This window comes from Streptomyces sp. NPDC054842, from assembly GCF_053611025.1.
The window spans coordinates 1-23,901 of the sequence record NZ_JBSGZN010000067.1 but is presented as its reverse complement, the minus strand read 5'-3'; the positions used below and the strand labels follow the sequence as shown (position 1 = coordinate 23,901).

23 protein-coding genes and 1 riboswitch are annotated in these 23,901 nt (G+C 71.8%); of the genes, 13 read left to right on the top strand and 10 right to left on the bottom strand.

The window, feature by feature from the left end:
* Positions 1–80: 80 nt before the first annotated feature.
* On the top strand, positions 81–1,550 hold the full coding sequence (locus ACWGIS_RS33580) for a catalase (protein WP_453366284.1): 1,470 nt from the start codon (positions 81–83) through the stop codon (positions 1,548–1,550).
* A 90-nt stretch (positions 1,551–1,640) separates the two neighbouring features.
* On the opposite strand, the gene ACWGIS_RS33575 is transcribed toward ACWGIS_RS33580, so the two are convergent.
* Positions 1,641–2,033 (bottom strand): CBS domain-containing protein, encoded by a 393-nt coding sequence (locus tag ACWGIS_RS33575; RefSeq protein ID WP_453366283.1) that lies wholly within the window; start codon positions 2,031–2,033, stop codon positions 1,641–1,643.
* 205 nt (positions 2,034–2,238) lie between these two features.
* Positions 2,239–3,039, bottom strand: coding sequence for a histidinol-phosphatase (hisN, locus tag ACWGIS_RS33570; protein WP_453366282.1), 801 nt, complete (start codon positions 3,037–3,039; stop codon positions 2,239–2,241).
* A 353-nt stretch (positions 3,040–3,392) separates the two neighbouring features.
* Between hisN and ACWGIS_RS33565 the strand changes: the two genes are divergently transcribed.
* Positions 3,393–4,016: a TetR/AcrR family transcriptional regulator gene (locus ACWGIS_RS33565; protein WP_453366281.1), complete on the top strand. Its 624-nt coding sequence runs from the start codon at positions 3,393–3,395 to the stop codon at positions 4,014–4,016.
* Between the two features lie 63 nt (positions 4,017–4,079).
* Here the strand turns inward: ACWGIS_RS33565 and ACWGIS_RS33560 are convergent, their stop codons facing one another.
* The 4 genes from ACWGIS_RS33560 to ACWGIS_RS33545 form a co-directional block, all read right to left on the bottom strand.
* The gene (locus tag ACWGIS_RS33560; protein ID WP_402380025.1) at positions 4,080–4,403 is read right to left on the bottom strand and encodes a DMT family transporter; all 324 of its coding nucleotides are present in this window, start codon (positions 4,401–4,403) and stop codon (positions 4,080–4,082) included.
* Positions 4,404–4,551: 148 nt separating this feature from the next.
* Entirely contained in the window at positions 4,552–5,562 is a 1,011-nt protein-coding gene (rsgA, locus tag ACWGIS_RS33555) for a ribosome small subunit-dependent GTPase A (RefSeq protein WP_453366280.1), read from the bottom strand.
* A 16-nt stretch (positions 5,563–5,578) separates the two neighbouring features.
* Positions 5,579–6,919, bottom strand: coding sequence for a 3-phosphoshikimate 1-carboxyvinyltransferase (aroA, locus tag ACWGIS_RS33550; RefSeq protein WP_453366279.1), 1,341 nt, complete (start codon positions 6,917–6,919; stop codon positions 5,579–5,581).
* 425 nt (positions 6,920–7,344) lie between these two features.
* Positions 7,345–8,067 (bottom strand): M50 family metallopeptidase, encoded by a 723-nt coding sequence (locus tag ACWGIS_RS33545; protein ID WP_453366278.1) that lies wholly within the window; start codon positions 8,065–8,067, stop codon positions 7,345–7,347.
* 50 nt (positions 8,068–8,117) lie between these two features.
* Between ACWGIS_RS33545 and ACWGIS_RS33540 the strand changes: the two genes are divergently transcribed.
* The 10 genes from ACWGIS_RS33540 (at position 8,118) to ACWGIS_RS33495 (ending at position 18,362) form a co-directional block, all read left to right on the top strand.
* The gene (locus ACWGIS_RS33540; protein WP_453366277.1) at positions 8,118–8,957 is read left to right on the top strand and encodes an SOS response-associated peptidase; all 840 of its coding nucleotides are present in this window, start codon (positions 8,118–8,120) and stop codon (positions 8,955–8,957) included.
* A gap of 1 nt (position 8,958) precedes the next feature.
* A complete protein-coding gene (locus ACWGIS_RS33535; protein WP_453366276.1) occupies positions 8,959–9,603 on the top strand; it encodes an alpha/beta hydrolase family protein in 645 nt (214 codons plus the stop codon).
* Between the two features lie 278 nt (positions 9,604–9,881).
* On the top strand, positions 9,882–10,574 hold the full coding sequence (gene sigR / locus ACWGIS_RS33530; RefSeq protein WP_453366275.1) for an RNA polymerase sigma factor SigR: 693 nt from the start codon (positions 9,882–9,884) through the stop codon (positions 10,572–10,574).
* Positions 10,571–10,873, top strand: coding sequence for a mycothiol system anti-sigma-R factor (rsrA, locus tag ACWGIS_RS33525; protein WP_453366274.1), 303 nt, complete (start codon positions 10,571–10,573; stop codon positions 10,871–10,873). Before sigR ends, rsrA begins: the two co-directional genes overlap by 4 nt.
* Before the next feature lie 145 nt (positions 10,874–11,018).
* Positions 11,019–12,389 (top strand): HD-GYP domain-containing protein, encoded by a 1,371-nt coding sequence (locus ACWGIS_RS33520; protein ID WP_453366273.1) that lies wholly within the window; start codon positions 11,019–11,021, stop codon positions 12,387–12,389.
* Positions 12,386–13,657: an HD-GYP domain-containing protein gene (locus tag ACWGIS_RS33515; RefSeq protein ID WP_453366272.1), complete on the top strand. Its 1,272-nt coding sequence runs from the start codon at positions 12,386–12,388 to the stop codon at positions 13,655–13,657. The genes ACWGIS_RS33520 and ACWGIS_RS33515 overlap by 4 nt, the downstream gene beginning before the upstream one ends.
* 153 nt (positions 13,658–13,810) lie before the next feature.
* Complete coding sequence (locus ACWGIS_RS33510; protein WP_356168525.1) at positions 13,811–14,791, top strand: tetratricopeptide repeat protein; 981 nt, start codon at positions 13,811–13,813, stop codon at positions 14,789–14,791.
* Positions 14,792–14,887: 96 nt separating this feature from the next.
* On the top strand, positions 14,888–15,538 hold the full coding sequence (gene def, locus ACWGIS_RS33505; RefSeq protein WP_453366271.1) for a peptide deformylase: 651 nt from the start codon (positions 14,888–14,890) through the stop codon (positions 15,536–15,538).
* Between the two features lie 371 nt (positions 15,539–15,909).
* Entirely contained in the window at positions 15,910–16,995 is a 1,086-nt protein-coding gene (gene cyc1 / locus ACWGIS_RS33500; RefSeq protein WP_453366270.1) for an epi-isozizaene synthase, read from the top strand.
* Positions 16,992–18,362 carry a bifunctional albaflavenone monooxygenase/terpene synthase gene (locus ACWGIS_RS33495; RefSeq protein ID WP_453366269.1) on the top strand — a complete coding sequence of 457 codons (1,371 nt, stop codon included), beginning with the start codon at positions 16,992–16,994 and terminating at the stop codon, positions 18,360–18,362. Before cyc1 ends, ACWGIS_RS33495 begins: the two co-directional genes overlap by 4 nt.
* Positions 18,363–18,408: 46 nt before the next feature.
* Here ACWGIS_RS33495 and ACWGIS_RS33490 read toward each other — a convergent pair whose 3' ends face one another.
* Entirely contained in the window at positions 18,409–19,371 is a 963-nt protein-coding gene (locus ACWGIS_RS33490; protein WP_453366268.1) for a GlxA family transcriptional regulator, read from the bottom strand.
* A gap of 93 nt (positions 19,372–19,464) precedes the next feature.
* On the opposite strand from ACWGIS_RS33490, the gene ACWGIS_RS33485 reads away from it, so the two are divergent.
* A complete protein-coding gene (locus ACWGIS_RS33485) occupies positions 19,465–19,698 on the top strand; it encodes a hypothetical protein (protein WP_453366267.1) in 234 nt (77 codons plus the stop codon).
* Here the strand turns inward: ACWGIS_RS33485 and ACWGIS_RS33480 are convergent.
* The 3 genes from ACWGIS_RS33480 to ACWGIS_RS33470 form a co-directional block, all read right to left on the bottom strand.
* Positions 19,611–20,624 (bottom strand): ribonucleotide-diphosphate reductase subunit beta, encoded by a 1,014-nt coding sequence (locus tag ACWGIS_RS33480; protein WP_453366266.1) that lies wholly within the window; start codon positions 20,622–20,624, stop codon positions 19,611–19,613. The genes ACWGIS_RS33485 and ACWGIS_RS33480 overlap by 88 nt on opposite strands.
* The gene (locus ACWGIS_RS33475; protein WP_453366265.1) at positions 20,624–22,993 is read right to left on the bottom strand and encodes a ribonucleoside-diphosphate reductase subunit alpha; all 2,370 of its coding nucleotides are present in this window, start codon (positions 22,991–22,993) and stop codon (positions 20,624–20,626) included. Before ACWGIS_RS33475 ends, ACWGIS_RS33480 begins: the two co-directional genes overlap by 1 nt.
* A 129-nt stretch (positions 22,994–23,122) precedes the next feature.
* Positions 23,123–23,281: riboswitch (cobalamin riboswitch) on the bottom strand.
* A gap of 53 nt (positions 23,282–23,334) precedes the next feature.
* On the bottom strand, positions 23,335–23,847 hold the full coding sequence (locus ACWGIS_RS33470; RefSeq protein ID WP_453366292.1) for a GNAT family N-acetyltransferase: 513 nt from the start codon (positions 23,845–23,847) through the stop codon (positions 23,335–23,337).
* Positions 23,848–23,901 lie beyond the last annotated feature (54 nt).

Sequence of the window (23,901 nt, the reverse complement as noted above, 5' to 3'; positions counted from 1 at the left end):
CTTTGGAAGCTCACTTGACTTAGACAATGTCTATCGTAGGATCGAGTTCGGCATTGGCCAAGGGACAGGATCAGACAGGCATGACGCAGGAGGCGCACGTGACGCAGGGACCGCTTACGACGGAGGCCGGCGCGCCGGTCGCCGACAACCAGAACAGCGAGACCGCGGGCGTCGGCGGCCCCGTCCTCGTGCAGGACCAGCTGCTCCTGGAGAAGCTCGCCCACTTCAACCGCGAGCGCATCCCGGAGCGTGTCGTGCACGCCCGCGGCGCCGGGGCCTACGGCACCTTCACGCTCACCCGCGACGTGTCGCAGTGGACCCGGGCCGCGTTCCTCTCCGAGGTCGGCAAGCAGACCGAGACCTTCCTGCGCTTCTCCACCGTCGCCGGCAGCCTCGGCTCGGCCGACGCGGTGCGCGACCCCCGCGGCTGGGCGCTGAAGTTCTACACCGAAGAGGGCAACTACGACCTCGTCGGGAACAACACCCCGGTGTTCTTCATCAGGGACGCCATCAAGTTCCCCGACTTCATCCACACCCAGAAGCGCGACCCGTACACGGGCTCGCAGGAGGCGGACAACGTCTGGGACTTCTGGGGCCTCTCGCCCGAGTCCACCCACCAGGTGACCTGGCTGTTCGGCGACCGCGGCATCCCCGCCTCGTACCGCCACATGGACGGCTTCGGCTCGCACACCTACCAGTGGAACAACGAGGCCGGTGAGGTCTTCTGGGTCAAGTACCACTTCAAGACCGACCAGGGCATCAAGAACCTGACCACCGAGGAGGCCGTCGAGGTCTCCGGTCTCGACCCCGACTCGCACCAGCGGGACCTGCGCGAGGCGATCGAGCGGGGCGAGTTCCCGACCTGGACCGTGCAGGTGCAGATCATGCCGGCGGCCGAGGCGGCGACGTACCGCTTCAACCCGTTCGACCTCACCAAGGTGTGGCCGCACGCGGACTACCCGCCGGTCGAGATCGGCAAGCTGGAGCTCAACCGCAACCCGGAGAACGTCTTCGCCGAGGTCGAGCAGAGCATCTTCAGCCCCGCGCACTTCGTGCCGGGCATCGGTCCCTCGCCCGACAAGATGCTCCAGGGCCGCCTCTTCGCGTACGGCGACGCCCACCGCTACCGCGTCGGCATCAACGCCGACCACCTGCCGGTGAACCGCCCGCACGCCACCGAGGCGCGCACCCACTCCCGTGACGGGTTCCTCTACGACGGCCGTCACAAGGGCGCGAAGAACTACGAGCCGAACAGCTTCGGCGGCCCGTTCCAGACGGAGCGTCCGCTGTGGCAGCCCGTGCCGGTCACCGGTGTCACCGGCAACAGCGAGGCGCCCGTCCACGCCGAGGACAACGACTTCGTGCAGGCGGGCAACCTCTACCGCCTGATGTCCGAGGACGAGAAGGGCCGTCTGGTCGACAACCTGGCGGGCTTCATCGCCAAGGTCTCGCGCGACGACATCGCCGAGCGCGCGATCAACAACTTCCGTCAGGCCGACGGAGACTTCGGCAAGCGGCTGGAGGCCGCGGTCCAGGCCCTGCGCGGCTGACCAGCACTGGATCGCTTGTCGTAGGGAGCGGGCCGGATCCCCTGTACCGGGGGTCCGGCCCGCTCGCGCCTACGGGGCACGGGGGTGTGCTCAGGCGGTGGCGTGCTGCCGGGCGGGTGCCCAGCAGCGGATGATGTCGCGGACCGAGACGATCCCGACAGGGGCGGCGGCGTCGAGCACGATCAGATGGCGGAAGCCGCCGTGCGACATGGCCGCCGCGGCGTCCTCCAGGGTCCAGACGGGGGTGGCGAAGACGACGTCGTTGGTGGTGTGGGCGCCTGCGGTCTCGGTGTCCGGGTCCTGTCCGAGTCCTACCGAGTTGAGGATGTCGCGTTCGGTCAGGATTCCGAGGTTTCCGGCCTCCTCGTCGAGGACGACGGCCGCGCCGACGCGGCGCGCCGACATCAGCCGGGCCGCCTGGCGGAGGGTGTGTGCCGGGCCGATGGTGAGGACCACCGTGCTCATGGCGTCGCGGACGAGCATGGGATGGAGCCACCTCCTTGGTGAACGCCAACGAGAAGCGGTTCACAAGTTCACAAGTGGGGGACTCTCAGAGTCGCAGTTAAAGGGAGGGTCAACAAGAGGGCGCGGGAGGCGAGTTCAGGGGCGCTCACGGATCACGGGGGCGCTCAGGAACCGCAGGACGACGCCGTGGACACTCGGGTGACGCCGGCGCGGACGGACCGTGTCAGTACCGCTGGTTGAGGTAGCCGAGCATCTCGTCGTGCAGGATGCCGTTCGACGCGGCGGCGTTGCCGCTGTGCGGGCCCGGGCGTCCGTCGAGGCCGGTGAAGGAACCGCCCGCCTCGGTGACGACGATCGCGTTGGCGGCCATGTCCCAGAGCGACAGCTCGGGTTCGGCGCAGATGTCGACCGAGCCCTCGGCGACCATCATGTACGGCCAGAAGTCGCCGTAGCCGCGCGTGCGCCAGACGGCCTTGGTGAGGTCGAGGAAGCCGTCGAGGCGCCCCTGGTCCTCCCAGCCCGTCAGCGACGAGTACGCGAAGGAGGCGTCGGCCATGCGGGAGACGCCCGAGACGTGCAGCCGGGTGGCGGCCGACAGGCTGCGGCCCGAGAACGCGCCGTGGCCCTTCGCGGCCCACCAGCGCCGGCCGAGCGCGGGCGCGGAGACGACGCCGACGACCGGCTGGTAACCGCCCTCGCCCGCCTCCATCAGGGAGATGAGCGTGGCCCAGACGGGCACGCCGCGTACGTAGTTCTTCGTGCCGTCGATCGGGTCGATCACCCAGCGGCGGGGGCCCGTTCCCTCGATGCCGTACTCCTCGCCGAGGATCGCGTCGCGCGGCCGGGCCCGCTGGAGCTGGCCGCGGATGAGTTCCTCGGCGGCCTTGTCCGCCTCGCTCACCGGCGTCATGTCCGGCTTGGTCTCCACCTTGAGGTCGAGAGCCTTGAACCGGCCCATCGTCGCCGCGTCGGCGGCGTCCGCCAGGACATGGGCGAGGCGCAGGTCATCGCGATAGTCGGGCATGACAGAACCGTATCTGCCCGCGTCGCCGGAGGGCCACACGGGCCCGGGTCGACGCGGGCCCCGCCCCGGGATCGCCACAGCACCTCGCCCGTATCGCCACGACCGCGAGCCGGAAGGAGGCGGCGGGCGCGGCCGGCGGTCCCGAGACCGACATGCGAACGGCACCGGCCGCCGGACCGCGTCCCCGCCCCGGCGCGCGGCCGGGTGCCTGGTCGGCGGGCCGCCGGGGCGGCGGCCGGCGGACCGCGTGCGGCGGCCGGTGCGCGCCCCCTCGGCGCCGCCGCGAACCCTTGACAGTGCCGTCCCGCCCGTCAAACCTGTGGTGCGGAGCCGGTCGCCCCTGGGAGGCGAAGATGCCTGCAGCGCGGGAATCCCTGCTGGACGCCGCCTACACGGCGCTCGCACGCCGTCCGTGGTCCACCGTGCGCATGGTGGACGTCGCCGCCGTGGCCGGAGTGTCCCGGCAGACGCTCTACAACGAGTTCGGCAGCAAGGAGGGGCTCGCCCGCGCCCTGGTCCGCCGCGCGGCCGACGGCTACCTCGCGGGCGTCGAGCGGGCCCTGGCCGCCCATCCCGAGCCGCGCGAGCGTCTGGTCGCGGCCGCCGAGTGGACCGCGTCGGCGGCCCGCGGCAACGCGCTGGTACGGGCGATGCTCACCGGCTGCTGGAGCGAGCGGCTGCCCTCGCCCGCGCTCTCGCCGGTGCCGTCCTCGTCCGCGGTGCCCGCGCAGCGGCGGGCGGACGGACCCCTGCCCTCGCCCTCCGACTTCGTGGGCCTGGTGCGCGACCGGGCCGTCGCCGCGCTCTCCGGACCCGCCACCACCCGGTCCGACACCGCCGAACTGGCCCGCGCCTGCGAGCTCGTCGTACGCCTCTCCCTGTCCTGCGTGACGGCTCCGCCGGGCCCCGGAGGGGTCACGGAGCTGGTGCGGACCGCGCTCACCGCGCCGCCCCGGTCCCTGGGAGCGACCTCCTGAGTGCAGGTCACATCGCCGCCGTCAGAAGGCCGTTGCGGAGGAGCTGCCCGCCTGGGAGCGAGGTCAGTGCGTGGACCCCGACAGCTGGAGCCCGATCACGCCGATGATCACGAAGCTGATCGAGACGATCTTCAGGGTGGACACCAGGTCGTTGAGGAAGATCATCCCGTAGATGGCGGTGCCGGCGGCGCCGATACCGGTCCACACCGCGTACGCGGGCCCCACGTCGAGCTTCTTCAGGGAGAGGGTCAGCAGGCCGAAGCTGCCGAGCGCGAAGATGCAGAACGCGACCGTCGGCCAGAGTCTGGTGAAGCCGTGCGAGAGTTTCAGGCAGACGGCGAAGCCGGTTTCCAGCAGGCCCGCCACAACGACCAGCAGCCACGCCATGTCTTGTCCTCCCGCGTACCACGTCGACTGCTTCGCCTGGCCGGATCGGGCTCGGTGCGATTATGCCCTTACCGACATGCCGCGGACGCAAACAACGCGGAGGTCAGCCGTCTTCCGCGGGAGGGACCCCGCCCCTCCCGCGCGCCCGTCAGTCGTCCTCGTGGCGTTCCCGGGTCGCGAGCAGCCTGCGCAGCGAGTAGAGGCGGGCCGGGTCCGCGTGACCGTCGGCCACCCACTGGTCCAGGGCGCAGTCCGGCTCGTCGTGGCTGCACGCGCGCGGGCAGTCCTCGGTGCCGGGCTCCAGGTCGGGGAAGGCCTTGATGACGCGGGACGGGTCCACGTGGTGCAGCCCGAAGGACCGCACGCCCGGGGTGTCGACGACCCAGCCGGCCGTGCCGGGCAGCGGGATCGCCCGCGCCGACGTGGTCGTGTGCCGGCCGCGCCCGGTGACGGAGTTGACGACACCGGTGCTGCGCCGCCGGTCCAGCGAGACCAGGGCGTTGACCAGGGTCGTCTTGCCGACGCCCGAGTGCCCGACGAACGCCGTGATCTTGCCGTCCAGCTGCTTGCGCACCCGCTCCACGGCCTCGCCGCTCTCCAGCTCCTCCCGGCTGGTCACGACGTACGGCACACCCAAGGTCCCGTACAGCTCCAGGAGTTCGTCCGGCGGCGCGAGGTCGGACTTCGTCAGCACCAGCAGCGGCTCCAGGCCGCCGTCGTACGCCGCCACCAGGCAGCGGTCGATCAGCCGCGGCCGGGGCTCGGGGTCGGCGAGGGCCGTGACGATGGCGAGCTGGTCGGCGTTGGCGACGACCACGCGCTCGTAGGGGTCGTCGTCGTCGGCGGTGCGGCGCAGGACGGAGTTGCGCGGCGCGATCCGCACGATGCGGGCCAGGGTGTCCTTCTCGCCGGACAGGTCGCCCACGATCGCCACCCGGTCGCCCACGACGGCGGCCTTGCGGCCCAGTTCGCGTGCCTTCATCGCGGTGATCAGGCGGTCCTCGACCAGACAGGTCAGGCGTCCCCGGTCGACGGTGACGACCATGCCCTCGACCGCTTCCTCGTGCTTGGGCCGGATGTTCGTACGCGGCCGGTTCCCCTTGCGGTTGGGGCGGCTGCGGATGTCGTCCTCGTCGGTGTGCTTGCCGTAGCGGCGCATGATCCCTGTCCGCCCGTCAGTTCCCGAGCATCCCGGTCCACAGATCGGGGAAGTCCGGCAGGGTCTTCGCCGTCGTCGCCACGTTCTCGATCTCGACCCCCTCCACGACCAGGCCGATGATCGCGCCGGCGGTCGCCATGCGGTGGTCCTCGTAGGTGTGGAAGACGCCGCCGTGCAGCGGGCGCGGGCGGATGTGGAGGCCGTCGGCGGTCTCCGTGACGTCGCCGCCCAGTTCGTTGATCTCCTTGGTGAGCGCGGCCAGCCGGTCCGTCTCGTGCAGCCGCAGGTGGGCCACACCGCGCAGGGTCGAGGGGGAGTCGGCGAGGGCCGCCACCGCCGCGATGCCGGGGGTCAGCTCGCCGACCTCGCCGAGGTCCACGTCGATACCGTGGATCGAACCCGATCCGGTGAATTCCAGACCTCGGTCGGTCAGTTCGCAGGAACCGCCCATTTCGGTGAAGATCTCCCGCAGCCGGTCCCCGGGCTGGGTGGTGTGCTCGGGCCAGTCCGGAATGAGGATCTTGCCGCCGGTGACCAGGGCGGCCGCCAGGAACGGCTGGGCGTTGGAGAGGTCGGGCTCGACGGTCAGGTCACGGCCGAGCAGGGCGCCCGGCGTGACCCGCCAGACGTTCGGCTCGCCGCCCGACTCGGGGGTGTCCACCTGGGCGCCGACCGTGCGCAGCATGTCGACCGTCATCCGGATGTGCGGCATCGAGGGGAGCCGTGATCCGGTGTGCCGCACCTCGACGCCCTGGTTGAAGCGCGGGCCGGACAGCAGCAGGGCGGAGACGAACTGCGACGAGGACGACGCGTCGATCTCCACCGGCCCGCCGTCCAGGGCGCCGCCACCGTGGACGGTCAGCGGCAGCGTGCCGCGGCCGTCGTCGTCGATCCGGGCACCGAGGGCGCGCAGCCCGTCGATCACGCCGTGCAGCGGGCGCTCGTACGACCGCGGGTCGCCGTCGAAGCGGATGGGGCCGTCGGCCAGCGCGGCGACCGGCGGCAGGAAGCGCATCACCGTGCCCGCGTTGCCCACATCGACCGTGGCCGGGCCGTGCAGGCCGGACGGGATGATCCGCCAGGCCTCGCCGGTGCCGTCGGAGCCGACCGCGACGGTGGAGCTGGAGGAGACCGTCTCCTCGATGCCGACTCCCATCGCGCGCAGCGCGCCGGCCATCAGCAGGGTGTCGCGCGAGCGCAGCGGGCGGCGCAGCCAGCCCGGCTCGGAGGCGAGGGCGGCGAGCACGAGCGCCCGGTTGGTGACCGACTTCGAACCCGGCACGTGGACCGTCGCGTCGACGGCTCCGCTTGCGTGCGGGGCGGGCCAGAGGGCGGTTTGCGCGGGGTTAACGGTCATGCCCCCACTTTAGTGGTTGCCGATGGGCGGAGATCTTGATCAAAAGCGGCGAAATCCGAGCGAAACAGAGCGGTGGTAAGAACCGGCCGCGCCCGCGCGCGCCCGGTGGTGGCGCGACCTGCCCGTCGCGCGCGCCCGGTCGTTCGTGCGGCCCGCCGGTCGCGCGCCCGGTGGGTGGTGCGGCCCGCGTCACGCCCGCCGCTGCCCCGCGCCCCACAGAGCGAAGCGCCCACCGCCGTTCCGCGCCCCGCGAGGCAGAGCGCCGGTGGCCGTCCCAGGCACCGCGGTGGTGGGGGAGCCCGGCCACCGCCTCGCCCACCGTGGCGGAGCCGGCCGCCGGGACGGCTAGTTTCCGCGTGCCGCTCGTGGCGCTCGACCGTCGTTCACCGCGCCGGTGTAAAGCCGGTCGCCGGGCCGGGTGCCGCTCAGACCTCCAGCAGCCAGCGTCCGCCGCCGATCAGGGAGCACAGGGACACGGCGTGGAAGAGGAACAGCCACAGCCCGGCGGGCACGTGCGTGAGCCGGGACAGCTGGTCCGCGTCGGAGTCGCCCGCGTTGCCCCGGCGGCGCTTGGCCTGGAGTTCGAAGGCCGGCCGGACCCCGCCCAGCAGCAGGAACCACACCACCGCGTACGCGAACGCCGCCTGCACCTGCGGTCCGGCGAGCCAGGACACCGCCACGAACGTGCCGCCGGTCAGCAGCACGGTCAGCGCGCCGTACGCGTTGCGGATCATGACGAGCATCGCCACCAGCAGGAGGGTGGCCAGCCACAGCAGCGCGGTGATGTGGCCGGCGGCCAGCAGCGCGGCCCCGCCCAGTCCGAGCAGCGGCGGCGCGGTGTAGCCGGCGGCCGCGGTCAGGATCATGCCCAGGCCGGTCGGCTTGCCGCGGCTGACCGTGAGGCCGCTGGTGTCGGAGTGCAGGCGTATCCCGCTCAGGCTGCGCCCGGTGAGCAGCGCGACCAGGCCGTGCCCGCCCTCGTGGGCGATGGTGATCGCGTTGCGCGACACGCGCCACAGCCCGTACGGGACGATCACCGCCAGCGCGGCCGCCATGGTGGCGATCACCACCCACAGGTCCGGGTCCGGCTGGCTGCCGAAGACCTGGTCCCAGAGCTCGGCCGGCGAGGTGGATGCGGTGCTGTCCATGGTCGGCGATGGCTCCCTCTGGTGTCGCGGAATCTGGCAGTCTGGCACGTATGTGCGGACGGTATGCAGCGAGTCGCGGACCCGAGGATCTCGCAGGAATCTTTGAGATCGAGAAGTGGGAGCCCGAGGAGGCCCTGGCCCCCGATTTCAACGTGGCTCCGACGAAGGAGGTCCACGTCGTCCTCGACCGTCCGGTGAAGGACGCCGAGGCCGCGTCCGCCAGTTCCTCGGCTCCCGGGAAGCCGGTCCGCCAGCTGCGCAGGCTCAAGTGGGGTCTGGTGCCGTCCTGGGCCAAGACGCCCGACGGCGGAGCCCGCATGATCAACGCGCGCGCGGAGACCGTGCACGAGAAGCCCTCGTACCGCCGCGCCTTCGCCGCCCGCCGCTGCATCATCCCCGCGGACGGCTATTACGAGTGGGTGACCGGGTCCGCCGAGCGCGAGCTGGAGGTCGAGGGCAGGAGGAAGCGGCCGCGCAAGCAGCCGTACTTCGTGACGCCCGCGGACGGCTCCGTGTTCGCGATGGCCGGGCTGTACGAGTTCTGGCGCGACCGCACGCTCCCCGACGACCACCCGGGAGCCTGGTGGGTGACGTGCTCCGTCATCACCACCGAGGCGGAGACCGCGCCGCTGGCCGCCGCGCCCGCCGACGGCCCGTGCGCGCTGGCCGACATCCACCCGCGGATGCCGCTCATGCTCACCCCGGACCGCTGGGACGCCTGGCTGGACCCGGCGCGCACCGACACCGACGACGTACGCGGACTGCTCGCGCCGCCGCCCCCCGGGCTGATGCGCGCCTACCCCGTGTCCACCGCCGTCAGCAACGTGCGCAACAACGGCCCGGAGCTGCTGAAGGAGCTGGAGGGGCCCGAGGAGGGCACACTCTTCTGATGTGACAGACGCGACACACGTGACAGAGACGGTCGAGACCGACACCGGCACGGCCCGCGTGACCTGGCATCCCGCCGAGCGGGCCCGGCTCGTCCTCGCCGTGAGCCATGGCGCGGGCGGCGGCGTCGAGGCCCGGGACCTCCAGGCGCTGGCCCGGACGCTGCCCGCGCACGGGGTGAGCGTCGCCCTGGTCGAGCAGCCCTGGCGGGTGGCCGGGAAGAAGCTGGCGCCGGCGCCCAAGACGCTGGACGCCGGGTGGCGGGGACTGTGGCCGGCGCTGTGCGCGCCGGGGCTGCCGGTGGTCGCGGGCGGGCGCAGCGCCGGAGCCCGGGTCGCCTGCCGGACGGCGCGCGAGCTGGGCGCCCACGCCGTCCTCGCGCTGAGCTTCCCGCTGCACCCGCCGGGCAGGCCCGAGAAGTCCCGGGCCGCCGAACTGCTCGACGCGGGCGTGCCCACCCTCGTCGTGCAGGGCGGCAACGACCCGTTCGGCAGGCCCGCCGAGTTCCCGGAGGGTGCCTACGAGCTGGTCGAGGTGCCCGACGGCGATCACGGCTTCGCCGTGCCGAAGCGCGCCCCCCTCGGGCCGGACGAGGTGCTGCGGATCATCACCGACGCGACGGCGAAGTGGCTCATGTCACTCCGGTGAACCCGCGTGGCGCGGGCGGCACGCCCGCGGGAATGCCCGCCGATGGGCGGATGTTGTGCGGATCAGACAGCACACGCAGGTGCTGACCGTTCGTACGAGAGGAAGTCCGCCGCATGGGTTCGACCATCTGCCCGAGCCGCAGCAGCGCCGCTGACCTGGAGTGGTCGGTGCTGCACGCGGCGAAGACCGCCCCTATTCGGGCGGCGGGCGGACCGGATCGTCGTCTATCCTCCGATTCGAGTGGGACCGGTTTCGGTTCCGCCACGTCGTTGGAGGAGGTGGGTCCGGTCACTGGGACCGACGCAGGGACCGAACACGGCCAGGCGGAGCAGCCCGAGGGCCAGGGCACGAGCGGGGCGACGGCGGAGTCGTCCGCCGAGCGCACCGCGCGCTTCGAGCGGGACGCGCTCGAATTCCTCGACCAGATGTACTCGGCGGCCCTGCGCATGACGCGCAACCCGGCCGACGCGGAGGACCTGGTGCAGGAGACGTACGCGAAGGCGTACGCGTCCTTCCACCAGTTCCGCGAGGGCACCAACCTCAAGGCGTGGCTCTACCGCATCCTGACCAACACCTTCATCAACTCGTACCGCAAGAAGCAGCGCGAACCCCAGCGCAGCGCGGCCGAGGAGATCGAGGACTGGCAGCTGGCGCGCGCCGAGTCGCACATGTCGACCGGGCTGCGTTCGGCCGAGTCGCAGGCGCTCGACCACCTGCCGGACTCGGACGTCAAGTCGGCGCTCCAGGCGATCCCCGAGGAGTTCCGCATCGCCGTGTATCTCGCGGACGTCGAGGGCTTTGCGTACAAGGAGATCGCGGACATCATGGGGACACCCATCGGAACGGTGATGTCCCGGCTGCACCGGGGCCGTCGCCAACTGCGCGGCATGCTCGAGGACTACGCGCGTGACCGCGGACTGGTCCCGGCCGGCGCCGGAGAGTCGAACGAAGCGAAAGGCTCGGGCTCATGAGCTGCGGAGAGCCGCACGAGACGGATTGCAGTGAAGTCCTCGACCATCTCTACGAGTTCCTCGACCACGAGATGCCGGACGCGGACTGCACCAAGTTCGAGGTGCACTTCGAGGAGTGCTCCCCGTGCCTCGAGAAGTACGGCCTGGAGCAGGCCGTGAAGAAGCTGGTCAAGCGGTGCTGCGGTCAGGACGACGTGCCGACCGACCTGCGGGCCAAGGTCATGGGCCGCATCGACCTGATCCGCTCGGGTCAGACGGTGCCCGAGCACGACGTGACCACGGCGCCCCAGGACTCCTGACCCCGGGCGCTCTCCCCTCGGGGACGCGCCCGTCACCCGAACGTGCTAATCCGCGGGCCCTTCGCCCGCGGATTCGGCCATTGGCGCCCCCGCCCCGATCCCTCCGCTCTAGGCTCCACAAGCCTGAGCAGGGAGGGGACTGGGGATGGGGTCGATTCCGGGACGGGCCCGGGTCTACGTGGCCTGTGTCGTCGGCGGTGCCCTGCTCTGCCTCGCCCCGCTCCCGGACGTCCGCACCCCGTGGTGGGCTGTCGCGCTGCTCGCCGGGCTGTACGCCGGCTGCGAACAGCTCACCCGCTGCCGCTTCGTCGGCCACCGCGCCCCCCAGGGCATGGGCACCTTCTTCCCCGTCCTGCTGGCCGGGGCCTTCCTGCTGCCGCCGCCGGCCGCCGCCGTCGTCGCGCTGCCCGGCGCCCTCCTCTCCCGCGTCGAACAGCGCCCGCGCCGGCTGCGCCGGATCTGGCGCGCCGCCCAGCTCGCCCTCGGCATCTGGGCGGCGGCCCGGGTGCACTGGGCGCTCGGCGGACGGGACGCCGTCGTCGGGTCCGACTTCCCGTACGCCCTCGTGCCCGCCGGGGGAGCGGTCCTGGCCTTCTGCCTGGTCCTGACCCTCCTCGACGGCGGGATCCTGGCCACCGCCGAGCGGGTGCCCGCGCGCACCGCCTGGCGCGGCCTCTTCCTGCGGTCCCTCGCCCCGGTCGCCGTGCACGGACTGGCCGGACTGATGATGGCGGTGCTCTGGCGCAGCCCCTACGGCCCGGTCGCCGCGCTGCTCGTGCTGCTGCCGATGTACGTCTCCTGCTGGGTGTTCGCCCAGTACCACCGCGAGCAGGCGGCGCACCAGGCCACCATCCGCGCGCTCGTGCAGGCCGTCGACATCAAGGACGGTTACACGCGCGGACACAGCGAGCGGGTCGGGCAGGCGTCCATGATGATCGCCCGCGAGCTGGGCATGGACGCCGAACGCGTCGAGGGGCTGCGCTTCGCCGGGATCCTGCACGACGTCGGCAAACTCGGCGTGCCCACCCGGCTGTTGCGCAAGGACGGACCGCTGACCCCGCAGGAGCGGCGGATCATCGAACTGCATCCCGAGTACGGGCACGAGATGGTGCGCGGGATCGGGTTCCTCGGCGAGGCGCGGTCGGCCATCCTGCACCACCACGAGCGGCTCGACGGCAGCGGCTACCCGTACGGGCTGGCCGGCCGGCAGATCCCGGAGTTCGCGCGGGTGGTCGCCGTGGCCGACGCCTTCGACGCGATGACGTCCACGCGGTCCTACCGGCGGGCCCGGCCCGTGCCGGCGGCGCTGGAGGAGCTGGAGAACTGCGCCGGGGCCCAGTTCGACCCCCGCATGGTGGCCGCGCTGGTGCGGGCGCTCGGCCGGCACGGCTGGCACCCGGTGGTCACGGCCGACGACACCGGCACGAACGTACCCGTGCCGCGCGGCGGGGCCCGCCCGGCCGCGCCCGACGACGCGCGGGCGCACCGGGACACCGCCGGGGGGAGGACCTCGTGAGCGCCGCGGGGGTGGGCCTTCCGCAGCCGCCGCGGACCCCGCTCGCCCTCACGTCCGTGCACGCCTGCGCCGCCCTGCTCGCCGCCGTCTGCCTGGCCGGCACGCTCTACCGGGGACTCGACGAGCGGGGGGTCGCCCTGGCCTTCGGCGTACTCGTCGCCGTCGGGGAGCTGGCCCGCTGGAGCGGGTCCGAGGAACGGGAGTCCGCGCCGCTGGGGGCCGCCGGGGCCCTCGCGTACGCGCTGCTGGGCGAGAACGGCGGCGGCCCCACCCACCACGGCCCCCTCCAGATCGTCGCCGTGGTGGTGGCGGCCACCCTCGTCGGCTGCGTACCGCACGTGGCGCGCGGCCGGGGCCCGGCGCTCGACCACCTCACCCGGCGGGTGCTGACCGTCGGGTTCGCCGCCGTCTGCTTCCAGCCGCTCTACAACGAGGGCAGGCTCCGGGAGTGGGACGGCCCCGCCTACGCCCTGCTCCTGGTCGCGCTGCTGGTGCTCACCGCGCTGTGCGACGCCGTGCTCGCGGCGGTCATGGCGCACGCCCGCACCCGCTGGCCCTTCGGGCCCCTCCTGCGCGACGAACTGCGGGCCATGCTCGGCATCGGGTCGGCCGTCTGCGCCACCGGAGCCGTGATGTCCCTGGCCGTGGCGGTCGTCGGTCTCTGGGCGCTGCCGGTCTTCTCGCTGCCGCTGCTGCTCACCCAGCTGTCCTTCCGGCGGTACGCGGCCGTGCGGACCACCTACCGGCAGACGATCGCCTCGCTCGCGCGTGCCACCGAGATCGCCGGGTACACACCTGCCGGGCACGCGCGCCGCGTGGCCGTGCTCAGCCGCGCCGTCGGGCGGGAGCTGGGCCTTTCCGAACCGGACCTGACCGTGCTGGAGTACGCGGCCCTCATGCACGACATCGGACAGCTGAGCCTCGTCGACCCCGTGCCCGCGGGGGCCACCGCCGTGCTCCCCGCCGAGCAGCAGCGGCGCATAGCGCTCCTCGGCGGCGCCGTCGTACGCCAGACCGGGGTGGACGCCGAGGTGGCGGTGGTCGTGGAGCGGCAGGCCGACCCGTACCGGGAGCAGCCGGTCACCGCGCGGATCGTCCGGGCGGTGAACGCATACGAGGAGATGGCGCGGGAAGCAGGGCCGGGTGGGCCGCTGACCGCCCTGGAGAAGCTGCGCCTGGGCACCGCCCGCGACTACCAGCCCGAGGTCGTGGAATCACTGGCCCGGGTCCTGTCGCGACCCGGTCTGACCCTGCCCCGGGCTGGGTAACCCATGGGTAATGAGCGGCCGTCCGACGGTACGTGGTTGGATGCGAGGAAGAGGGTGTTCGGGGGCACCGGCCGGTCCGGGGCCGCACCGTCCTCCAGGGACACTTCGGGCGACCGGCGGGCGGGACACGCAAGGAACTGGCAGGCGGGAATCGTGAGGATCTTCGGCAAGGGACGACACCGGCCCTCCGCCTCATGGCGGCAGGCCACCGACCGCGCGTTCACGCTGATCGGCGACGGCCGCTACGAGGACGCGGGAGCGCTGCTGACGCGCGCCGCGGACCTGGAGCCCTGGCTGTCCGAGTCCTGGTTCAACCTGGCGCTGCTGCACAAGTTCCGGCACGACTGGGAGCAGGCGCGGGCGGCCGGACTGCGGGCCGTCGCGCTGCTCGACCGCGAGGCCGGCGCACCTGACTGGTGGAACGTGGGCATCGCGGCGACCGCGCTGCAGGACTGGCCGCTGGCCCGGCGCTCCTGGCAGGCGTACGGCCTGCGGGTGCCCGGCGGCGCGGCCGTCTCCGGCGAGCCCGTCGGCATGGACCTGGGCAGTGCCGCCGTACGGCTGTCGCCCGAGGGCGAGGCCGAGGTGGTGTGGGGGCGCAGGCTGGACCCCGCCCGGATCGAGGTGCTGTCGATTCCGCTGCCGTCCTCCGGGCGGCGCTGGGGCGAGGTCGTGCTGCACGACGGGGTGCCGCACGGCGAGCGGACGACGGCCGCCGGGCACGCCTACCCCGTCTTCGACGAGATCGAGCTGTGGGCGCCCTCGCCGGTGCCGACCTGGGTCGTGCTCCTGGAGGCGGCCACCGAGGACGACCGGGACGCGCTGGAGCGGCTCGCCGCCGACGCGGGCTTCGCGGCCGAGGACTGGTCGTCGTCCGTGCGGCTGCTGTGCCGGATGTGCTCCGAGTCGCGGATGCCCTCCGACGAGGGGGACGGCGAGCACCTGGACCCGCACGACCACAGCGAACCGGGGCACCCGGGCCCGCTCGGGCACCGCACTGACGGCCAGCTGTGGGTGCCCGAGCGCGAGTGCGGCCTCGCGGCGCCCGCCTCCCTGGTCCGGGGGCTGCTCGACGGCTGGGTCGCGGACAGCCCGGACTCCCGCGACTGGCGGGACCTCGAAGAGGTCTGTTAGCCCCGGGTCCGCCGTTCGCGCCGAGGTCTGCGACGCGCCCCTTTAGGCTGTACTCGCAGAAATTCTCACCAGGTCGCAGGAAGGCGTACGTCGGTCATGGCGCAGCAGGACACCGATCAGCAGCACACGGGCGTGCTCCCCGTGGACGACGAGGGCTTCGTCATCGACACCGAGGACTGCGAGGAGCGCGAGGCGGCCTACCGCGAGCGCGGCACCTCGCGGCCGATCACGGTCGTCGGCAACCCGGTGCTGCACAAGGAGTGCAGGGACGTCACCGAGTTCGGGGACGAGCTCCAGCAGCTGGTCGCCGACATGTTCGCCAGCCAGCGCACGGCCGAGGGCGTGGGCCTGGCCGCCAACCAGATCGGCGTGGACCTGAAGGTCTTCGTCTACGACTGCATGGACGACGAGGGCAAGCGGCACGTGGGCGTGGTGTGCAATCCCGTGCTCGTGGAGCTGCCCGCCGAGCTGCGCCGGCTGGACGACAGCAACGAGGGCTGCCTCTCGGTGCCGACCGCGTACGCGCCGCTGGCCCGGCCCGACTACGCCGAGGTGACCGGGCAGGACGAGAAGGGCAGCCCGGTCAGGGTGCGCGGCACGGGCTACTTCGCCCGGTGCCTCCAGCACGAGACGGACCACCTCTACGGCTACCTGTACATCGACCGGCTCTCCAAGCGCGAGCGCAAGGACGCGCTGCGGCAGATGGCCGAGAACGAGCCCCGCTACCCCGTGGTGGCGAACGACTGAGCCGGCTTCGGGGAGGTCCGGGGCGGCGCGGCCATGGCCGGGACCCCGCGGTGAACGAGTGGGACTGAAAATGACAGCCGGGACTCACGACCTCTCGTGAGCCCCACGCGAACGGCGCCTGACCGGGGACACCCCCCGACCAGGCGCCGTTCGTGTGTGCGTCGCACGTTCGCTCCCTTGTGCTCCCCCAGCGATCCGAAACCAGTCACGCAGGGGGAGATTCTCGGCACCTTGGGGTAGTGAGTGGGGCAAATCCGTTCCCAGAACGGTCAGTTGTAGTGCTGAATGGGAAGTGCGGGGATACGCAACGGCGCACGCCCGGCACAGCGGGAGAGGTGTAGCGCCAACAGGCGGCTGAGAGGGGTTTGTTCGTGCATGCTTTCTCACACGGCACTTCATCGACAACGACCGCGGTCGCGGTGCCACCGGCGCTCTCTCTTCCGGTGATCGAGACCGCGTTTCCCCGTCAACTGCACCCGTATTGGCCCAGGCTGCAGGAGAACACCAGGGCCTGGCTCCTCGAAAAGCGCCTCATGCCGGCGGACAAGGTCGCGGAATATGCCGACGGCCTGTGCTACACGGACCTCATGGCGGGCTTCTACATAGGCGCGCCCGACGAGGTGCTCCAGGCGATAGCGGACTACAGCGCGTGGTTCTTCGTCTGGGACGACCGTCACGACCGCGACATCGTCCACGGCCGTCCGGCCGCCTGGCGGAGGCTCAGGTTCCAGCTGCACGCGGCACTCGACGCGCCGCGCGACCACCTGCACCACCAGGATCCCCTGGTCGCGGCGTTCGCGGACAGCATGGTCCGGCTGTACTCGTTCCTGGGCGCCGACTGGAACGCCCGGTTCGCCGGGCACTTCCACGCGGTGATCGAGGCGTACGACCGGGAATTCCGGAACCGGACGTCGGGCACGGTGCCGACGGTCGAGGAGTATCTCGAACTCCGGCGGCTCACCTTCGCCCACTGGATCTGGACGGATCTGCTGGAGCCGAGCGCGGGCATCGAAATACCCGTCGCCGTCCGGGAACACCCGGCATATCGGCGGGCGGCCCTCATCAGCCAGGAATTCGCCGCCTGGTACAACGATCTCTGCTCGCTCCCGAAGGAGATCGCGGGCGACGAAGTCCACAATCTCGGGATCAGTCTCATCCAGCACGAGGGGCTGACTCTCGAAGAGGCCGTCACAGAAGTGCGCCAGCGGGTCGAGGAATGCATTTCCGAATTCCTCGCCGTCGAAAAGGATGTGGCGCGGCTCGCCGACGCCCTCGCGGACGGGACCGTGCAGGGAAAGGAATTGAGCGTGGCCGTGAAGGGCTGTCTCTCCAATATGCGGAACTGGTTCAGCTCCGTGTACTGGTTCCACCACGAGTCCGGCCGGTACATGGTCGACAGCTGGGACGACCGCTCCACACCCCCGTACGTCAACAACGAAGCGGCAGGTGAGAAATGACCGTCGAGTCCGTACGGCCCGCGGCACCCGAAGCACCGGAGTCGAGCACCCCGCCTTTGGCCGGTGGCGGTGTCCCCGGTCTCGGCCACGGCTGGAAACTCGCCCGCGATCCGCTGGGCTTCCTGACCCAGCTGCGCGACCACGGTGACGTCGTCCGGCTCAGGCTGGGCCCCAAGACGGTGTACGCGGTCACCACGCCGGCCCTCACCGGGGCACTGGCGCTGAGCCCCGACTACGAGATCGGCGGCCCTCTGTGGGAGTCCCTGGAGGGGCTGCTCGGCAAGCACGGGGTCGCGACCGCCAACGGCCCCCTCCACCGGCGCCAACGCCGCACCATCCAGCCCGCGTTCCGGGCCGACATCATCCACGAGTACGCCTCCGTCATGGAGGAGGAGGCGCGTGCCTTCGCCGACCGCTGGGAGTCCGGGAAGCCCGTCGACTGCACCTCGGAGTCCTTCCGGGTGGCCGTGCGCATCGCGGCCCGCTGCCTGCTGCGCGGCCAGTTCATGGACGAGCGCGCCGAGCGGCTGAGCATCGCGCTCACGACGGTGTTCCGCGGTATGTACCAGCGCATGGTCATCCCCGCGGGACCGCTCTATCGGCTGCCGCTTCCGGCCAATCGCAAATTCGACAGGGCATTGGCCGATTTGCACCTCCTGGTCGACGAGATCATCGCCGAGCGCCGCGCATCTGGTCAAAAGCCGGACGATTTGCTGACGGCATTGCTGGAAGCGAAGGACGACAACGGGGAGCCCATCACGGAGCAGGAGGTCCACGACCAAGTCGTCGCGATACTCACGCCCGGAAGCGAAACCATCGCGTCCACGATCATGTGGCTCCTGGACGTCCTCACGGCGCACCCGGAACAAGCGGCCAAGGTGAGTGCGGAGGTCAAATCCGTCGCAGGGGACCGGCCTGTCGCATTCGGTGACGTCCGAAAGCTGACACACACCAACAATGTCGTCGTCGAAGCCATGAGGCTGCGTCCCGCCGTATGGATATTGACGCGACGGGCGGTGACCGAAACCGAGCTGGGCGGCTATCGCATTCCGGCCGGTGCCGACATCGTCTACAGCCCGTACGCGATACAGCGCGACCCCCGGTCGTACGAGCGGCACCTCGATTTCGATCCGGACCGCTGGCTCCCGGAACGCTCCAAGGACCTGCCGAAGTACGCCATGCGCCCGTTCAGCGTGGGCAACCGGAAGTGCCCGAGCGACCACTTCTCGATGGCGCAGCTCACGCTCATCACGGCGACGGTGGCCGCCAGGTGGCGCTTCGAGCAGGTCGCCGGATCGAACGACGCGACCCGCGTCGGCATCACGCTGCGGCCGCACGACCTGGTGCTGAGGGCCGAGCCGCGCTGAGCCGGGGCCACGGGTGCGCCCTCGGGGGAGGGCGCACCCCGCGTTCTCAGGCGGCCCGCGGACCCCGGAACGCGCGCCGGTAGGCGCCGGGCGTCGTGCCGAGGCTCCGCATGAACTGGTGGCGCAGGGCGGCCGCGTTGCCGAAGCCCGTCCGGCCGGCGATCGCGTCCATCGTCTCGTCCGTGGCCTCCAGCAACTCCTGCGCCAGCAGCACCCGTTGGCGCAGCAGCCAGCGGTACGGCGTGGTGCCGGTCTCCTGCTGGAAGCGGCGGGCGAAGGTGCGCGGGGACATGTGGGCGCGGGCCGCGAGCTGCTCGACCGTCACCTCCCGGTCGAGATGGCGCTCCATCCAGACGAGCACGTCGCCGACGGTGTCGCACTGCGAACGGGGCAGCGGCCGCTCGATGTACTGGGCCTGCCCGCCGTCCCGGTGCGGGGGCACGACCATGCGGCGGGCGATGGCGTTGGCGACCTCGGGGCCGTGCTCCTTGCGCACGAGGTGCAGGCAGGCGTCGATGCCGGCGGCCGTGCCCGCCGAGGTGATCACCGAGCCCTCGTCGACGTACAGCACGTCCGGCTCGACGACGGCCCGCGGGTACTGCCGGGCCAGGGCGTCCGCGTGGTGCCAGTGCACGGCGCAGCGCCGCCCGTCCAGCAGTCCGGCCGCGCCGAGCACGAAGACGCCGGAGCACACGCTGAGCACCCGGGCGCCCCGCCCGACGGTGCGGCGCAGCGCGTCGAGCAGCTCCTCGGGGTACGCGCGGTCGGCGTAGGAGTCGCCGGCCGGCACCACGACGAGGTCGGCCTCCTCCAGCCGCTCCAGGCCGTGCTCGGTCGTCAGCGCGAACCCCGCGTGCGTGCCCAGGGTGCGCCGCCCCGCCGAGGCCACGGCGAAGTCGTACACGGGGAGCCCCTCGTCACTGCGGTCGAGTCCGAACACCTCGCAGACGACGCCGAGTTCGAAGGGGTGCACTCCGTCCAGCAGGACCACGGCCACGTTTTTCAGCATGCCGCCAGTGTGCCTCGCACGTGGCAGTAATTCGAGGGTTCACGGCAGTACTGCCACTGACTTCGGGGCGCGATCGGCGCGACAGTGGTGTTCATGGAGACATTCGTGAACACCACCGTCGCCCTGCTCACCGTCCTCGCGCTCTTCCTGGTCCTGGCCCTGCCCTCACTGATCGGCCTGCGCCACGAACGGCGCGTCGACCGGGAGCTCCGGGCCGCCCGGGGGACCGCCGGCCCGGCTCAGAAGTCCTCGTCGAAGCCGACCGAGCCCTCCACCGCCACCTGGTACGCCGAGGGACGGCGCTCGAAGAAGTTGGTCAGCTCCTGAACGCCCTGGAGCTCCATGAAGGAGAACGGGTTCTCCGAGCCGTACACCGGGGCGAAGCCGAGGCGCGTCAGGCGCTGGTCGGCGACGCACTCCAGGTACTGCCGCATGGAGTCCGTGTTCATCCCCGGGAGGCCGTCACCGCACAGGTCGCGCGCGAACTGCAGCTCGGCCTCGACGGCCTCCCGCAGCATGGCGGTCACCTGCTCCTCCAGCCGCTCGTCGAAGAGGTCGGGCTCCTCCTTGCGGACCGTGTCGACCACCTCGAACGCGAACGACATGTGCATCGTCTCGTCGCGGAACACCCAGTTGGTGCCGGTCGCCAGTCCGTGCAGGAGACCCCGGCTGCGGAACCAGTAGACGTACGCGAAGGCGCCGTAGAAGAACAGCCCCTCGATGCACGCGGCGAAGCAGATCAGGTTCAGCAGGAAGCGGCGGCGGTCGGCCCGCGACTCCAGCCGGTCCAGCTTCTCCACCGAGTCCATCCACCGGAAGCAGAACTCGGCCTTCTCCCGAATGGACGGGATGTTCTCGACCGCGTCGAAGGCCGCCGCGCGGTCCTCCGGGTCGGGCAGATAGGTGTCGAGCAGCGTCAGATAGAACTGGACGTGCACGGCCTCCTCGAACAGCTGGCGCGACAGGTACAGCCGCGCCTCCGGGGAGTTGATGTGCTTGTAGAGCGTCAGCACCAGGTTGTTCGCGACGATCGAGTCACCGGTCGCGAAGAACGCGACGAGACGGCCGATCATGTGCTGCTCGCCCTGCGACAGCTTCGCCAGGTCGGCGACGTCCGAGTGGAGGTCGACCTCCTCGACGGTCCAGGTGTTCTTGATGGCGTCCCGGTAGCGCTCGTAGAAGTCCGGGTAGCGCATCGGGCGGAGCGTCAGCTCGAAACCCGGGTCGAGCAGGTTCTTGGTCTCGCTGGACATCACTGGCAGGCCTCGCAGGACTCGGGGTTCTCAAGGGAGCAGGCGACGGCGTCCGCGTCGGGGGCCGCCTGCGCGGGGAGGGGGGTCTGCGCCCGGGCGGCGCGCGCGATCCGGGTCGCGGGGCGCGAGCGCAGGTAGTACGTCGTCTTCAGGCCCGACCTCCAGGCGTACGCGTACATCGAGGAGAGCTTGCCGATGGTCGGCGTCTCCAGGAACAGGTTCAGCGACTGCGCCTGGTCCAGGTACGGGGTCCGGGCGGCGGCCATGTCGATCAGCGCGCGCTGCGGGATCTCCCAGGCCGTGCGGTAGAGGTCCCGCACCTCCTGCGGCACCCAGGTGAAGCCCTGCACCGAGCCGTTCGACTCGCGCAGCGCCTCCCGGGTCTGCGCGTCCCACACGCCGAGCCGCTTGAGCTCGTCCACCAGGTAGGAGTTGACCTGGAGGAACTCGCCGGACAGCGTCTCGCGCTTGAACAGGTTGGAGACCTGCGGCTCGATGCACTCGTAGACACCCGCGATGGAGGCGATCGTCGCGGTCGGCGCGATGGCGAGCAGCAGCGAGTTGCGCATGCCCACGGCCGCGATCCGCTCGCGCAGGGCCGCCCACCGCTCCGGCCACACCGGCTCGGTCGCGTAGTGGTCGGGGTGCAGCACACCGCGGGCGGTACGGGTCTTCTCCCAGGCGGGGAGCGGGCCGTTGCGCTCGGCGAGGTCGGCTGAGGCCTCGTAGGCGGCCAGCATGACGCGCTCGGCGATTTTGGTGGAGAGCTGCTTCGCCTCGGGGGAGTCGAAGGGCAGCCGCAGCTTGAAGAAGACGTCCTGGAGGCCCATCGCGCCGAGGCCCACCGGGCGCCAGCGGGCGTTGGAGCGGCCCGCCTGCTCGGTCGGGTAGAAGTTGATGTCCACGACGCGGTCGAGGAAGGTCACGGCGATGCGGACGGTCTCGTCCAGCCGCTCCCAGTCGATGTCCCCGTCCACCACGAACGCCCCGAGGTTCACCGAGCCCAGGTTGCAGACCGCGGTCTCCCCGTCGTCCGTGACCTCCAGGATCTCGGAGCACAGGTTGGAGGAGTGGACGGTGTGGCCGGGCTCCGCCGTCTGGTTGGCGGTGCGGTTGGCGGCGTCCTTGAAGGTCATCCAGCCGTTGCCGGTCTGCGCCAGCGTGCGCATCATCCGGCCGTACAGGTCCCGGGCCGGGATCGTCTTCCTCGCCAGCCCCGCCTCCTCGGCCCTGCGGTACGCGGCGTCGAACTCCTCGCCCCACAGGTCGACCAGCTCGGGCACGTCGGACGGGGAGAACAGCGACCAGACGCCGTTCGCGTCGACGCGGCGCATGAACTCGTCCGGGATCCAGTGGGCGAGGTTCAGGTTGTGCGTACGGCGGGCGTCCTCACCGGTGTTGTCGCGCAGCTCCAGGAACTCCTCGATGTCGGAGTGCCAGGTCTCCAGGTAGACCGCCGCCGCGCCCTTGCGCCGGCCGCCCTGGTTCACGGCGGCGACCGAGGCGTCCAGGGTCTTCAGGAACGGGACGATGCCGTTGGAGTGCCCGTTCGTGCCGCGGATCAGCGAACCGCGGGAGCGGATGCGGGAGTAGGACAGCCCGATGCCGCCGGCGTGCTTGGAAAGGCGGGCCACCTGGTGGTAGCGGTCGTAGAGGGAGTCCAGCTCGTCCAGGGGCGAGTCGAGGAGGTAGCAGGACGACATCTGGGGGTGCCGCGTACCGGAGTTGAACAGCGTGGGGGAGGAGGGCAGGTAGTCGAGGCGGCTCATCAGGCCGTAGAGCGCGGCCACTTCGTCGACGGCGCGGGAGGTGTCGTCCTCGGCGAGGCCGGCGGCGACGCGCAGCATGAAGTGCTGCGGGGTCTCGATCACCTTCCGGGTGATGGGGTGCCGCAGGAGGTAGCGGCTGTGCAGCGTGCGCAGGCCGAAGTAGCCGAAGCGGTCGTCCCCGGCGGTGTCCACGAGCGCGTCGAGGCGCGCCGCGTGCAGCCGGACGAACTCGGCGGTGCGGTCCGCGATCAGCCCCTCGCGGTGGCCGACGCCGACCGAGGCGGAGAAGGAGGTGACGCCCTGGGAGGCGGCCTCGGCGGCGATGCCGATCGTCAGCAGCCGGGCGGCCAGCCGCGAGTAGACGGGGTCCTCGGAGATGAGTCCCGCCGCGGCCTCGGTGGCCAGCTCGCGCAGCTCCGCCTCGTCCGCCCGCGCGGACCTGCCGCGCAGGGCGGCGGCGGCGACCCGGCCGGGGTCCGCGTCGGGGAGGTCGGCGGTGAGGTCGGTCAGGGTCCGCAGCAACGCGGCACCGGGACCGTCCGTCTCCGCCGGTGTCGCGGACGGTGTCGCTGCGGCCGGATCGGCTGGCGCGATGGTCACGTGGGGCTCTCCCTCGCTCGGCACGGGGCCTGGAGGGAGGGCAGCGGGGCACACGTCACCCCGTACGGGTACGCGTGCGTCCACCGGCCCACTCCACGAGGCCCGGACGTCTGGGCACCCGGACCGGACGGACCGGGCGCACTGCCGGCAGGTCCTCGGACTGACCGTGTGCGCGAACACGCACAAGTACACCGTTGCGGGACAGTTCCGGATTCGCACCGGATTCCCCTGCGGCGACAGCGAGCACGAGCATACATCTTGTGCCGGGCCGCTGACGCACCCCCACATGTTGTGTCGTACCGGCTCCGGAGGGTGTCAGCCGCCGACGAGGACGGAAGCTGTCAGAGCGTCAGTTCATAGGCGAGCAGCAGGATGTCGTCGAGTTCCGGGACGGGGTTCCAGTCGCGCTCGGGGGTCCGGACGAAGCCGAACCGCTCGTAGATCCGGTGCGCGGCACGCATGGTCCGCTGGGTCGACAGCACGACCCGGACGCACCCCGGCGTGGCCCGCGCGCGGTCGACGCAGGCGCGCACCAGGGCCTCGCCCGCGCCTCTTCCGCGCGCCGGCGGGGCGACCGCCAGCATGCGGATCTCGGCCTCGCCGGGACGGGCCAGCTCGGCCAGGGCGTTGCCGGCCGACGGCACGTGGGTCACCCCGCCGAGGACCGTGCCGTCGCGGTCCACGGCGACCAGGACCTCGGCCGCCGCGGCCCGCCGTGCGACGTCCCGCAGGTGCACCAGGTAGCCGTCGCTCTCCCCGAAGTCGAGCAGCCCGTCACCGAGATACGCCTGCGCGGTGATCTCCCCGAGCGTCCCGTACTCCCCGGGCAGCGCCCGCCTGACGATGATGTCCATGCGGGCGAGTCTGCCGGACCGGAACGACGTCGGGCCGCCGGTTTTCTCCGGCGG